The organism is Paraburkholderia bannensis, from assembly GCF_014200455.1.
Lineage (GTDB): Bacteria > Pseudomonadota > Gammaproteobacteria > Burkholderiales > Burkholderiaceae > Paraburkholderia > Paraburkholderia bannensis_A.
Genome location: NZ_JACHBW010000006.1, coordinates 302,618 through 314,734, shown reverse-complemented (window position 1 = coordinate 314,734; position 12,117 = coordinate 302,618). Strand labels below are relative to the sequence as shown.

General features: G+C 63.7%; 12 protein-coding genes. 4 read left to right on the top strand and 8 right to left on the bottom strand.

Going from position 1 to position 12,117, the window contains the following annotated elements:
* Nucleotides 1–17 precede the first annotated feature (17 nt).
* Nucleotides 18–512, top strand: a complete 495-nt coding sequence (locus F4827_RS12835; RefSeq protein WP_183724303.1) for a lytic transglycosylase domain-containing protein — start codon at nt 18–20, stop codon at nt 510–512.
* A gap of 143 nt (nt 513–655) precedes the next feature.
* On the opposite strand, the gene F4827_RS12830 is transcribed toward F4827_RS12835, so the two are convergent.
* The 7 genes from F4827_RS12830 to F4827_RS12800 all read right to left on the bottom strand — a co-directional run bounded on the left by F4827_RS12830 (nt 656) and on the right by F4827_RS12800 (nt 6,408).
* Entirely contained in the window at nt 656–1,087 is a 432-nt protein-coding gene (locus tag F4827_RS12830; protein WP_183724302.1) for an OsmC family protein, read from the bottom strand.
* A 126-nt stretch (nt 1,088–1,213) separates the two neighbouring features.
* Entirely contained in the window at nt 1,214–2,005 is a 792-nt protein-coding gene (locus F4827_RS12825) for a c-type cytochrome (RefSeq protein ID WP_183724301.1), read from the bottom strand.
* A complete protein-coding gene (locus F4827_RS12820) occupies nt 2,002–3,627 on the bottom strand; it encodes a b(o/a)3-type cytochrome-c oxidase subunit 1 (protein WP_183724300.1) in 1,626 nt (541 codons plus the stop codon). The genes F4827_RS12825 and F4827_RS12820 overlap by 4 nt, the downstream gene beginning before the upstream one ends.
* Nucleotides 3,617–4,204: a cytochrome C oxidase subunit II gene (locus F4827_RS12815; protein ID WP_183724299.1), complete on the bottom strand. Its 588-nt coding sequence runs from the start codon at nt 4,202–4,204 to the stop codon at nt 3,617–3,619. The genes F4827_RS12820 and F4827_RS12815 overlap by 11 nt, the downstream gene beginning before the upstream one ends.
* A 21-nt stretch (nt 4,205–4,225) precedes the next feature.
* Nucleotides 4,226–4,408: a hypothetical protein gene (locus F4827_RS12810; RefSeq protein ID WP_183724298.1), complete on the bottom strand. Its 183-nt coding sequence runs from the start codon at nt 4,406–4,408 to the stop codon at nt 4,226–4,228.
* Between the two features lie 22 nt (nt 4,409–4,430).
* Nucleotides 4,431–5,714: a cytochrome c gene (locus F4827_RS12805; protein WP_183724360.1), complete on the bottom strand. Its 1,284-nt coding sequence runs from the start codon at nt 5,712–5,714 to the stop codon at nt 4,431–4,433.
* An 88-nt stretch (nt 5,715–5,802) separates the two neighbouring features.
* On the bottom strand, nt 5,803–6,408 hold the full coding sequence (locus F4827_RS12800) for a c-type cytochrome (protein WP_183724359.1): 606 nt from the start codon (nt 6,406–6,408) through the stop codon (nt 5,803–5,805).
* 565 nt (nt 6,409–6,973) lie between these two features.
* Between F4827_RS12800 and F4827_RS12795 the strand changes: the two genes are divergently transcribed.
* Entirely contained in the window at nt 6,974–7,726 is a 753-nt protein-coding gene (locus tag F4827_RS12795) for a FadR/GntR family transcriptional regulator (RefSeq protein ID WP_183724297.1), read from the top strand.
* 84 nt (nt 7,727–7,810) lie between these two features.
* Here the strand turns inward: F4827_RS12795 and F4827_RS12790 are convergent, their stop codons facing one another.
* Nucleotides 7,811–9,394, bottom strand: coding sequence for an aldehyde dehydrogenase (NADP(+)) (locus tag F4827_RS12790; RefSeq protein WP_183724296.1), 1,584 nt, complete (start codon nt 9,392–9,394; stop codon nt 7,811–7,813).
* Nucleotides 9,395–9,597: 203 nt separating this feature from the next.
* On the opposite strand from F4827_RS12790, the gene F4827_RS12785 reads away from it, so the two are divergent.
* The gene (locus F4827_RS12785) at nt 9,598–10,935 is read left to right on the top strand and encodes an MFS transporter (protein WP_183724295.1); all 1,338 of its coding nucleotides are present in this window, start codon (nt 9,598–9,600) and stop codon (nt 10,933–10,935) included.
* Between the two features lie 50 nt (nt 10,936–10,985).
* Nucleotides 10,986–12,059: a beta-propeller fold lactonase family protein gene (locus tag F4827_RS12780; protein WP_183724294.1), complete on the top strand. Its 1,074-nt coding sequence runs from the start codon at nt 10,986–10,988 to the stop codon at nt 12,057–12,059.
* Nucleotides 12,060–12,117 lie beyond the last annotated feature (58 nt).

Sequence of the window (12,117 nt, the reverse complement as noted above, 5' to 3'; positions counted from 1 at the left end):
GTCCGGGAGATTGATCGATGGCTGAAAACAACTCAGGTGGCGCGGGTCGCGCGCGTCTTGGCGCAATCGTTGCGCTGGCTCTCGCCGCGACGGCGTTTGGCGCGACTTCGGCTCAGGCCGCCAGTTCGGAAAACGACTGCTTTGAAAAAGCCGGCGCGTATCAAGGTGTCAATCCACTCATATTGCGCGCAGTCGCCTGGCGCGAGTCGAAGGGCGATGCCGCTGCGGTGAATCGCAACAACAACGGTTCGATCGACGTTGGCCAGGCGCAGATCAATTCGATTCATTTTCCTGAGCTGGCGCGGCAGGGTATTCCGCATCGCGCGCTGACCGATCCGTGCGTGAATATATTCGTGGCCGCGTGGCTGTTGAAACAGAAGATGGTGCGTTACGGCAATACGTGGCGCGCGATTGGTGCGTATCACTCGGAATCGCCGGGCGAGCGCGATTCCTACGCACGCAGCATCCAGAAAATTCTCGTGAGCTGGGGGCAGTTGCAGACTGGGCGCTGAGGTATTCCTTTCAATGCACCCAAGCGACCAATCCGCCAGAGCGGCCAGACCGGCGCGGGTAATCAGGGCCGGTCTGGCGCTTGATGACTTCAAGCAAACTCAGGCAATTTCAAGCAACCTCAAGCAACTTTAGGAAATTCAATCTAGCTTGCCAGTTTCGCGTTCAAGGTGATTTTCGCGTTGTTCGCAAACAGTTTCGAAACCGGGCAATTTTCTTTCGCGTCCGTCGCGAGTTTTTCGAAAGTCGCCTGATCGATGCCGGGAATTTTCGCGGTCATGTCGAGCTGACATGCCGTGATTGAAAAACCTTCCCCCACTTTTTCCAGCGTGACGGTCGATTTCGTTTCGATGCTGTCGGCCTTGAAGCCGGCTTCAGTGAGGAACAGCGAAAACGCCATCGTGAAGCAGCCCGAGTGCGCTGCGCCGATCAGTTCTTCGGGATTGGTGCCGGGGCCGCCTTCGAAACGCGAGGCGAAGCCATACGGTGCGTCGCGTAGCACGCCTGTCTGGGTCGAAATGCTGCCCTGGCCGTCCTTGATGCCGCCGTGCCATTTGGCGCTTGCAGTCTTTTGCATGATGTCTCTCCGCGATGGGGGGAGTGAAAGCGCGCGCAAGCGGCGTGCCGCGCGCGAGGGAAAGGGCTTGTCTGCTGGATCGAATATGAATTAACCGCGCGAATTAACCGCGCGAATTACTGCGGATCACTGTGAATTCGCATTGCCTGCATACCATGCTGCGGCGGCGTCGATTTCCTCGGCGCTCATGTTGCGCGCGATATTGCGCATCTGCCCGGAGATGTCGTTATGACGCGTGCCGTTCGCGAACGCGGCGAGCTGCGCCTTTGTGTAGGCAGCAGGCAGACCGTCGAGCCACGGACTGCCCACTTTGTTGTCCACGCCGCCATGGCACGCTGCACAGGCAGGAATATTACGCAGCGGCGCGCCGTGCGCGACGATTGCGGGCGAGTCGCCGCGCAGGTGCGCGAACGGAGCGAGCGAGGCGTAATACGCCGCAAGGTCGCGCATATCCTGATCGGAAAGATGCTGCGCCATCGGCGACATCACGGCGTTCTGGCGTGCGCCGCTCTGGAAGTCGAGCAATTCTTTGTAGACCACGCTGGCATATTGCCCGGCGAGATTCGGCGAATTCGCGTCGCTCATGCCGTGCGGGCCGTGGCACATCGTGCAGCGCAAGGAGAGGGTCGCGCCGCGTCCGACCGAGAGCGCCGTCGCATCGTCGAGCATATGCGGCGCGAGCTCGACCGTGCTGACCTTGTATCCGGGCGATACGGTCGCGCTCGCCTGATGCCACTGGCGCGGCACGCCCGCGGCGCTGCAGATCGCGTTCCAGAGGCCCTGAAATTGCGGGTCGGTTTGTGCGGAAGGCAGCCAGACGAAGCCAATCAGCGCCGACACCACGAGCACGAGTATCGTCGCGCCCACACTGACGCGCAGCCAGACGTTGCTCAACGAGAACAGGCGTTCGTCGCTCATCGCGGTGCTCCGATCGGGATCGCGGGCACGGCCGTATCCGGCGTTGCGAGCAGTTGCGCGATCGGGTAGCCGTAGTTCGCGACCGTGAGCGCGACCATCAGCACGATCCACAAGGCGAAGCTGTTGAGCGCCACCGGCAGCGTCGGAGATTCGTGCACTGGTGTGCTGAAGCGATAGTCCTCGACGGGTTGCACCGCGCTGCGATGGCCTTGCACGAGCACCACGAAAAACAGCACCACGGAAATCACCAGAATAAAACCGCCAATCGCCGAGATCGTCACGAGACTTGCCTGCGCGGCCAGCGCGGGATCGCTGTAATCGAAATACGCCATGCGGCGCGGCATGCCCATCAGGCCGACCAGATGCCACGGAAATGTCGTCACGATCATGCCGATAAACCATAGCCACAACTGCCAGCGCATCAGCCGCCAGTTGGTGAGCGCGCGACCCGTGAGCTGCGGCCACAGATCGTAGGCGATGGCGAAGTACATGATGACGATTGCACCGCCGTAGATCAGATGAAAATGGCCCGTGATCCATTGCGTATTGTGGATCGGCTGGTCGAGCTGGTAGCTCATGTTGATGAGGCCGCCCGCGCCGCCAAAGCCCAGCATCACGAACGAAAATGCCAGCGCGAGCATCTGCGGGTTGTGCCACGGCAGTTTCGCGATCCAGCCAAACGTGCCCTTGCCGCCGCGCAGCCGTCCCGCGATTTCAACGGACGCGCAGATCGTGAATACGGTCAGCAGCGTGGGCACCGCCACCAGCGCCGTGAACACCGATTGCAGGAACTTGAAGCCCGCGCCCACCTGCGGATCGGTGAAGAGGTGATGCAGGCCGATCGGCATCGCCACTACCAGAAACAGGATGAACGAGATGCGCGCCATCGAATCGCTATAGAGTCGCCCGCCAATCGCACGCGGAATGATGGTGTAGTAGGCGATATACGCGGGCATCAGCCAGAAGTAGACGATTGCGTGCAGCGTCCAGGAGAAGAACACCCGTGCGAGCCCCGCGTCGATGGTGTTGCGCCAGCCCAATGCCACCGGCAGGATCTGGAACAGCACTTCGATGGCCGCGCCCACGGCGGTCCAGCCCCACAGGTACGCGCCCGCCGTGGTGGCGAACATCGCCAGCGGCACCGGCTTGCCGCGATTCTCGCGCTTCCATGCGGCAAGATTGACGCTCATGAGCGCGACCCACACCCACGATCCCACCACCACCAGCACCACGCCAATGTAATAAAACACGTTGCCGATCATCGGCGGATAGAAGGTGTAAAGCACCGATGCGCGCCCGAGCGCGACCGGCACCGAGGCGGTGAGCGCGCCCAGCGCGAGCAGAATAAAGCCGAGCCACGCGAAGCGCACACCCACCAGCGGGCGCTTGAGCGCGAGTTCGCTCACCGCGTAGCCAAAGCCCATGGCGATCAGCGTGGGGAACGCGTAGCCCATCACCGTGCCGTGTTCCGTGACGGAACGATAATAAAGTTCGGGATCCTTAAGCCACGGATGAAGCGGGCTGCGTACGAGCATCTGCCACGCGCCCAGCAGCAGCGCCACGCCGAACAGCACGAACGCGAGCCAGAAGTGGGCGAGCACGAGTCGCTTGTTATTTAACACAGCTCAGTCTCCCCGAATGGTTCTCCGGCAGCGCCGCCATCTGCATGAAGGTGTCGCGATCGACGACTTTCACATGCGCCCACATGCCCTGATGACCTACGCCGCAGTACTCGTGGCAAGGCATCAGGTGATCGCCGGGCCGCGCGAAGGTGGTGCGGAAGGTGGCGACGTAGCCCGGTTCGACCATCGAATTGAGGTTGGTGTCGGTGACGAGAAAACCGTGCACGACGTCGGCGCTGGTGGCGCGAAAGGTGATGGGCACGCCTGCGGGCACCACGATGCATTGCGGCGTGAACGAATACTGCTGCGCGAGCACGCGCACCGTGACGGAGCCGTCGGGTTCGAGCGCGCTGCCCAGATTGGTTTCGACGAATTCGCCCGATAGATGCAGCGTTTGCGGATTGATGGTTTCGACGCGCGAGGGCGGCATCATCGCCCAGTGCAGGCCGGTGAAAATCACCATCGCCACCAGCACGAGAACGAGCGCCACCATGAGCGTGGCCCAGCGGCGCTCCACGCGCGCGGCGACTTCGGCGCTGGCATGACTGCCGTGGGGATCGGTTGGATGCGTGGACATGGGGTCGATGTGCGAAAGGGCTTACTGGATCACGCCGCGCGGCAGGAACACGAGGAAGTAGAACGCAAACCAGATCGCCGCCACGATGGCGGTGGCGATGCTGGCAAGCGCGAGTGCGCCGCCTGGGCCCTGGCGCACGATCTCGGCGACCTGCTCGTGTTGCGCACGCTCGCCGGGCTGTTCGGGAACGGGTGTTTCGATCATCGCGGCCTCGCTTCCATGCAGGTCAGAACAGCGGCGCGCTGCGTAGCGCATTGACTTCCTTCACCGACACCGGCGCACCGTGATTGCCCCACGCCGTACGGATATAGGTGACCACGGCGGCCACTTCCTCGTCGGAGAGCGACTGTGCGAACGGCGGCATGCCATAGGGCATGGGATTCTTGTTCGTGCCCGGCGCATAGCCGCCGTTGAGCACCATGCGGATGGGATTGACCGCCGAATTCATCTGGATCGACTGATTGTTCGCCAGCGGCGGGAAATGCGGCAGCTTGCCCTGGCCTTCGGCCGCGTGGCAGACGGCGCACTGCGCCTCGTAAATCTTCTTGCCGAGCGGCGCGAGACGGTTCGCTTCTTCGTTCACGAACTGGCTCTTGGGCGATTTATCGACTTCGTTCGAATGGCCCGGCAGCGATTTCAGATAGACGGCTACCGCGCGCACGTCGTCTTCGCTGAGGTACTGGAAGCTGTCGTAGACGACTTCGGCCATCGGTCCGTAGACCGCGCCGCGATTCGACACGCCTGCGTGCAGCAGATCGACGATATCGGCGATGCTCCAGTCGCCCAGACCCGCTTCCTTGTTCGAGGTGAGCGAGGGCGCGTACCAGTTTTGCAGCGGAATCAGGCCGCCCTGGAATTCCTTCGAAGCGGAATTGCCGCCCAGCGCGTTGATTTCCGTATGGCACATCGTGCAGTGCCCGAGTCCTTCAACCAGATACGCGCCGCGGTTCCACTCGACCGATTGTTTCGGATCGGGCGTGTATTCGCCCGCGCGGAAGAACAGCGCGCGCCAGCCGATCAGCAGTGAGCGCTGGTTATAGGGAAAGCGCAGCGTATGCGCACGATTGGGCCGATGCACGGGCTGCGTGGACATCAGATAGGCGTAGATCGCGTCGGAATCGGCGCGGCTGACCTTGGTGTACGAGGCGAACGGCATCGCGGGATAGAGCAAGGTGCCGTCGCGCGATTTGCCTTCGTGCAGCATGCGAAAGAACTCGTCCGCAGTCCATGCGCCAATGCCGTCGGTTTTGTCCGACGAGATATTCGGCGTGTAGAGCGTGCCAAACGGCGTCTCCATCGGCCGTCCGCCGCCGAACATCTGCTGCGACGGCACCGTATGGCAGGCGATGCAATCGCCGGCGCGGGCGAGGTATTCGCCACGCGCGATCTGCATCGCGCCCGTGGCCGTGGTGGGTTTGGCGTTCGCGGCTGCGGCGCTGGCTGCATCGGTGGCGTTGGCCGTGGGCGCGGCGGTTTGCGCGTGGGCGTTCAGCGCGATGGCAAAGTACATCGCGCACACGGCCAGCGGCGTGAAGCACGAAGCGATGAGGGATCGAAGTTTTCGCACTTTTCGTACTTTTCGCACGTCGAGGCCTCGGCTAGTGAGGGACGCTGCCGCACGCGATCGGCAGCGGCGCGGGCGCGGCAGGCGTCGGATCGGCGGGTGCGGGCTGCGCGGCAAGCCAGGCGGCAATGGCGGTGATGTCGTGTTCGGCCAGATGCGAGGCAATGTCGTGCATGCAGTCCGGGCTGGCGGCGCGGCGTGTGCCGTAGCGGAATGCGCCCAGTTGCGCGCTGATGTACTCTGCGTGCAGCCCCAGCAGACCCGGAATCGCGGGCTGCATGCCGGTCAGCGATGCGCCGTGGCAGGCCGCGCAGGCGGGCACGTTGCGTTCGGGCGCGCCGTTGATCACCAGCGATTTGCCGAGCGCGAGCGTGGCGGCGTCTACCTTGGAGGTTGCAGGCGGCGGATAGGGCGGATGCTGCTGTGCGAAGAATGCGGCGATCTGCTTGAGGTAGGCGTCGGGCAGATATGCGAGCAGATAGTTCATCGGCGGATAGCTGCGGCCGCCGTCGCGGAACGCGATGAGCTGGTTGTAGAGATAGCCCGCAGGCTTGCCGGATAGGCGCGGGAAGTAGTCGTTGTCGGTGCCTTCGCCATGCGCGCCGTGGCATGCGGCGCAGCCCATCACGCGGGCCTGCATGGTGTCGGGCGCGGGCTCGGCGGGCGGCGCGGCATGCGACGCCGCGCCGGGCAGCACAAGCGCCAGCGTGAGAGCGCCGAGAACAACGCGGGCGATGCGATTTCTCAATGCTTCCCTCGTGGCGGAATGTGGCGGGCACAAACGCAAAGCGATTCGGTTTCAGTTGAGGCGTCGTCCGGTATGGGTGGGGAACCTGGCGCGCATCCTCTGATGGCAGATTATGGGCAAAAAAGCGTTCTGTCGAGGCGAAGGTGTACAAACGCTGTTGAGCGTTTATTTACGTTTAGCCCTTGAAAATAGAGGTTTGCTAACGCGTCGGCTGGATTTGCGATAGACGGCCGGCATCAATTGACGTGGATTCCTAACTATTTATTCATTGCGCGCCGGTCAAGCAAAAAGGCGTCAGGCCGATCATGGCCTCGCGTGCCGCACGGCAGGTTGTCCGATGTCTTTCGCGCTGGCGCATGCGCGTTTACGCCCTTGAAAGCATGCGTACAGCGTGCCCGCTCACCCGGTTGTCCGACGACGTATAATGGAGCGAACCCCGCATACCAAGGAGAGGACGATGGCCGATCCGCTCGCCGCGCCCATGCTCAACAACCGTCCGCCCCGCAATCGCAATCTTGCCGAACACGTCGTCAATTACGTCGACGAGCAGATTGCCTCGCGCTCGCTCAAACCCGGCGACAAGCTGCCGACCGAAAGCTCGCTCATGACCCTGCTGGGTGTGAGTCGCACCGTCGTGCGCGAAGCCATTTCACGTCTGCAGGCCATGCAGGTGATCGAGACGCGCCACGGCATCGGCAGCTTCGTGCTGGAGCCGCGCCGCGAGCCGCTCGATCTCGACGTCGTGCCCGCGAGCACGCTCAACGATCTGCTTTCAGTGCTCGAATTGCGCATCAGCCTGGAAACCGAATGCGCGGGTCTGGCCGCGCAGCGCGCCAGCGAGCGCGATCTCGCGAATATCCGCACGGCGCTCGACGCGATTTCGTCGGCCACGCGCGCGGGTGGCGACAGCGCGGGCGCGGATCTGCAGTTTCACGTTTCCGTGGCGCGCGCCACCGGCAATCGCTATTTCGTCGATATCCTCACGCAGATGGGCGCGGCGCTGATCCCGCGTCATCGCATCGACTCGGCCGGCATCGCGCACAGCGATCCCAAGGCCTACGCCGAACTCGTCAATCGCGAGCACGAGAGCATTTTCGAAGCCATTGCGCGGCATGATCCCGAAGGCGCGCGCGCCGCGATGCGCATGCATCTGTCGAGCAGTCGCGAACGACTGCGTCGCGCTGCGCTGGCGGCGGGCGAAACGGCCTGAAGCGCACAAAAGCTCATAAAAAATCGGCGGCCGGATAGTGAACATCCGGTCGCCGATTGTCGTTTACGCGCCGAGCGTGCCGGATTAGCCGCGTACCAGTTCGCCGTTCTTGCGCCGCCACAATTCAAGCGGATTGCCATCGGCGAGTGCTTCGGGCAGCAGGCCCGCCGGGAAGTCCTGGTAACACACCGGGCGCAGGAAGCGCTCGATTGCACTCGTGCCAACCGAGGTCGCGCGGCTATCGGAAGTCGCCGGGAACGGGCCGCCGTGCACCATCGCATGCGTGACTTCAACGCCGGTCGGGAAGCCGTTGACGAGCAGGCGGCCCGCCTTGCGTTCCAGGATGGTGACGAGGCGCTGCGCAACGGGCAGATCGTCGTTGTCCATCTGGATCGTCGCGGTCAACTGGCCCGCGAAATGTTCCGCCACCGCCAGCAATTGCGCTTCGTCCTTGCAGCGCACCAGCGTCGAAGCCGGGCCGAACACTTCGTCTTCAAGCGCGGGCTGTGCGAGGAAGGTCGGCGCATCGGTCACGAAGAGGGCGGCGCATGCCTGATTCGGGCCGCTTTCCGCTTGGCCGTGCGCGAGCGCGTTCACGCCGGGCGTTTGTGCCAGGCGCTGCGCGCCTTCTTCATACGCCGCGTGGATGCAGGCCGTGAGCATGGTCTGCGCGGGCTTGCCGGCCAGCGTCGCCGTTGCCGTATCGACGAACTGCGCCAGCGCCGGGCTGTCGATGGCGATCGCGAGACCGGGGTTCGTGCAGAACTGCCCCGCGCCCAGTACCAGCGAATCGACGAAACCCTGCGCGATGGCCGCAGCGCGCGCAGCGAGCGCCTGCGGCAGCAGGAACACCGGATTGATGCTGCTCATTTCGGCGTAGACGGGAATCGGTTCGGGACGCTGTGCGGCGATGCGCATGAGCGCCGTGCCGCCTGCGCGCGAACCGGTGAAGCCCACCGCCTTGATGGCCGGATGCGCGACCAGCGCCTCGCCCACCGTGTGGCCCGCGCCGACGATCAGCGAGAACACGCCTTCGGGCAGGCCCATCGCCTTGACGGCCTGCTGAATCACGCGGCCCACCATTTCCGAGGTGCCCAGATGCGCGCCGTGCGCTTTCACGACCACCGGGCAGCCGGCAGCCAGCGCCGCCGCCGTATCGCCGCCCGCCACTGAAAACGCCAGCGGGAAATTGCTCGCGCCGAACACCGCGACCGGACCGACGGCGATCTTCTGCAGACGCAGATCGGAGCGCGGCAGCGGCTTGCGATCGGGCAGAGCGGAATCGAGCGTCGCGGTTAGCCACAGACCCTGGCGGACTTCCTGCGCGAACAGTTTCAACTGAGCGACGGTGCGGCCGCGTTCGCCTTCGAGGCGGGCTTTCGGCAAGCCGGTTTCCATCTGCGCGCGTTCGGTGAGCGCGTCGCCAAGGGCGGCGATGCCGTACGCGATGCGTTCGAGAAAGGCCGCGCGCGTGGCGAGCGGCAGCTTGCGATACGGGTCGAACGCCGCGGCAGCCAGTTCGCAGGCCAGCGCGACATCGTCGGCGTTGCCGGCGCCGAAGGCCGGCGTGGCGATGTCTTCGCCGGTGGAGGGGTTGAAGGCCAGCAGGGGCGGGTTCGAGCCGCGCACCGCATGGCCTCCGATCAGCATGTCGCCGGTGATCTGCATGTCGTCTCCTGACGCAGTAAGGTGAGTTATGTCATCGTACAACATAAGCGTGAAGCGTTACAATCGCCACGGATCAAAGCCTTGTACAAGGCATTAAATCGTGAAATAGAGGGTAAACACCACATTGGAGTCGTCCGATGACTTGGCTATTATGTCATCAGACAACGTACCACGGTGCCCGACACCGACAGGAGACAACCTCGATGTCCGCTTCCATCACCCGCTATGACGAGCTGCTGGATTCAGCCAGCGCCAAGGTCATGCGGCATGTCCTGCCGCTGTTCCTGATCATGTTCATCGCGAACTATATCGACCGTGTGAACGTCGGTTTCGCCAATACCCACATGGAAGCCGATCTGGGACTTTCGGCAGCGGCGTATGGTCTGGGCAGCGGCTTGTTCTTCATCGGCTACGCGCTGTTCGAAGTGCCGTCGAACATGTTGATGCAGAAGTTCGGCGCGCGCGCCTGGCTCACGCGCATCATGGGGACGTGGGGGATCGTCGCGGCGTCGATGGCCTTCGTGCGCAACGACACCTCGTTTTACCTGCTGCGCTTCCTGCTGGGCATCGCGGAAGCGGGCTTCTTTCCTGGCGTGGTCTATTACTTTGCGCAATGGCTGCCGCAGAAGGAACGCGGCAAGGCCGTGGCGATCTTCCTGGCGGGATCGGCGTTCGCTTCGGTGCTGTCGGGGCCGGTCACGGGCGCGCTGCTTTCGGTGCGCGGTCTGGGTCTCGCGGGCTGGCAGTGGATGTTCCTGATCGAAGGCGCGTTCTCCATCGCGCTGTGCGCGGCCAGCTGGCTGATCCTCAAGTCGCGCATTCGCGACGCGCACTGGCTCACGGGCGACGAGCAGGGTGCGCTCGAAACCTATATGGCGCGCGAGCAGGCCGACCGTGAAGCCGCCACGGGCGCACATGTGCCGGTCATGCGTCTGTTGCGCGATCCGCAGATCGTGCTGTTCTGCTTCCTCTATTTCGCGATCCAGTTGACGATCTACGCGGCCACGTTCTGGCTGCCCACCATCATCCGCAAGATGGGCGGGCTGACGGACTTCCAGGTGGGGCTCTACAACGCGATTCCGTGGATGATCGCCATCGTCGCGATGTACTGCTTCGCGCTGCTTTGCGCGAAGTATCGCCATCAGCAACGCTGGCTGGCGCTCGCGCTGGTGATTGCCGCGTGCGGGCTGTTCGCTTCGACTTCCGCCGACCCGGTGTTCTCGTTCGTGGCGATCTGCTTTTCGGCGATCGGTTTCAAGGCGGCGTCTTCGCTGTTCTGGCCGCTGCCGCAAGGCTATCTCGATGCCCGCGTCGCCGCTGCCGTGATCGCGCTGATCAATTCGCTTGGCAATCTGGGCGGTTTCTTCGCCCCGGCTACCTTCGGTTATCTGCAGCAGCACACCGGTTCGATCACCGGCGGTCTGTATGGCCTGGGCGTGACTTCGCTGATCGCCGCAGCGGCCGCCTTCCTCGCGCGCAACAAGCCGTCGCGGCGCGCGTTCAACGACGATGCGGAATCGGTCCATCGTGGCGCACACTGATGCTTTCGTGATGCATCCGGCCCACGACTGAACTGAAAAGGACACTACTCATGCAAGACCGCTACTTCGTCTATGTTTCGAACGCCAACGACGGCGAGATCGACGTGCTGCATCTGGACGCCAACGCCGCCACGCTCACGCCGCACGCACGCACGACCATCGCGCCCACCGTCATGCCGCTGGCGCTCACGCCGGACCGCCAGCATCTCTACGCCGTCACGCGCGGCACCGATCTGCATCTGTATCGCTACGCCATCGATGCGGGCAACGGCACGCTGACCACGCTCGGTCGCGCGCCGCTCGATTCGAGCTTCGCCTATCTGTGCGCCGATCCGCTAGGCCGCTTCGTGCTGGGCGCTTCGTACGGCGAGCATCGCGTCTGCCTGTATCGCGTGAAGGACATTGAAAACGGCCAGGGCGCGCCGCTGCAAACCGTCGAAGGCATCCAGAACGCCCATGCCGTGATCGTCTCGCCCGATGGTCGTTTCGCCTACGCCTCGTCGCTGGGCAGTGACCGCGTGTTCTGTTTTGCGCTGGAAGACGAAGGGCGTTTGCGCGAGATCGGCGCGATGGACCTGGGCAAGGGCTTCGGGCCACGCCATCTGTGCCTGTCGCCCGACGGCAACACGCTTTATGTGCTGAGCGAATTCCGCGCGACGGTAGCGGCGCTGGCGCGCGACGCGCACAGCGGCGAACTCACGCTGCGCCATGTCTCGCCGCGTGCCGCCGATCTCGCGCATCTGAACGACGGCTTTGCGCGCCCCAGTTCGTCGGACCCGGTGCAGCCCGATCCCGCCGAACTCGCGAAGCTGATCTGGGCCGCCGATATCCACGTCTCGCCCGATGGCCGCTTTGTTTATGCATCGGAGCGCACCACCAGCCGTCTGCTGACCTACGCCGTGCAGCTCGATGGCTCACTCGACTATGCGGGTTGTGTCGATACCGAAACCCAGCCGCGTGGTTTCCGTCTCGATCCGTCGGGCCGCTTCGCGGTGGCGTGCGGTGAGAAGTCTCCGCATGTCTCGCTGTATCGCGTCGATAGCCAGAGCGGCGCGCTCACGCTGGCTGCGCGCTGCGCGGGCGGGCATGGCGCGAACTGGGTGGAGATCGTCGCCGCACCTTGAATTGATTCGATTGATCGACTGGCGCGGGTGTTTCGCTTGCGCCGCTTCTAAACAGGTA

Bases quoted from the DNA above. Each gene is read 5' to 3' on its own strand.
- F4827_RS12835 (WP_183724303.1), top strand. From the start codon at position 18: ATGGCTGAAAACAACTCAGGTGGCGCGGGTCGCGCGCGTCTTGGCGCA.
- F4827_RS12830 (WP_183724302.1), bottom strand. From the start codon at position 1,087: ATGCAAAAGACTGCAAGCGCCAAATGGCACGGCGGCATCAAGGACGGC.
- F4827_RS12825 (WP_183724301.1), bottom strand. From the start codon at position 2,005: ATGAGCGACGAACGCCTGTTCTCGTTGAGCAACGTCTGGCTGCGCGTC.
- F4827_RS12815 (WP_183724299.1), bottom strand. From the start codon at position 4,204: ATGTCCACGCATCCAACCGATCCCCACGGCAGTCATGCCAGCGCCGAA.
- F4827_RS12810 (WP_183724298.1), bottom strand. From the start codon at position 4,408: ATGATCGAAACACCCGTTCCCGAACAGCCCGGCGAGCGTGCGCAACAC.
- F4827_RS12805 (WP_183724360.1), bottom strand. From the start codon at position 5,714: ATGTACTTTGCCATCGCGCTGAACGCCCACGCGCAAACCGCCGCGCCC.
- F4827_RS12800 (WP_183724359.1), bottom strand. From the start codon at position 6,408: ATGCAGGCCCGCGTGATGGGCTGCGCCGCATGCCACGGCGCGCATGGC.
- F4827_RS12795 (WP_183724297.1), top strand. From the start codon at position 6,974: ATGGCCGATCCGCTCGCCGCGCCCATGCTCAACAACCGTCCGCCCCGC.
- F4827_RS12790 (WP_183724296.1), bottom strand. From the start codon at position 9,394: ATGCAGATCACCGGCGACATGCTGATCGGAGGCCATGCGGTGCGCGGC.
- F4827_RS12785 (WP_183724295.1), top strand. From the start codon at position 9,598: ATGTCCGCTTCCATCACCCGCTATGACGAGCTGCTGGATTCAGCCAGC.
- F4827_RS12780 (WP_183724294.1), top strand. From the start codon at position 10,986: ATGCAAGACCGCTACTTCGTCTATGTTTCGAACGCCAACGACGGCGAG.